This is a genomic window from Shewanella electrica (genome assembly GCF_022321485.1).
GTDB lineage: Bacteria > Pseudomonadota > Gammaproteobacteria > Enterobacterales > Shewanellaceae > Shewanella > Shewanella electrica.
On the sequence record NZ_JAKOGG010000648.1, the window covers coordinates 1 to 245 of the forward strand.

Here is a 245-nt window from a genome sequence, read left to right on the forward strand (position 1 = left end):
TATGCCGACCGGGCTGGCTATTTCTTCGTGACCAAAGCAGACCTGAGTGATTTAATTGACCGGGTGGCGCTAGGCATGTTATGGGAGCATGATAACCGGGGGTACGTTAACCGGTTAGGCTGGATCCAGCTCTTTGGTGAGTACACCGTCTTGGTGGGAGAACTATGCCGGCGCAGGGAACTGGTGCGCGGCGAAAAGGTCTTCTTAATGGCGACCTATTTAGTGGCCTACCGCCAACTTAAGGC

General features: G+C 54.3%; 1 protein-coding gene. It reads left to right on the forward strand.

Annotated elements, in window-relative coordinates; genetic code table 11:
- Positions 1 to 245 (forward strand): DUF2785 domain-containing protein (locus tag L9G74_RS21695; RefSeq protein ID WP_238898937.1); only part of this gene is annotated, 245 nt, incomplete at both ends.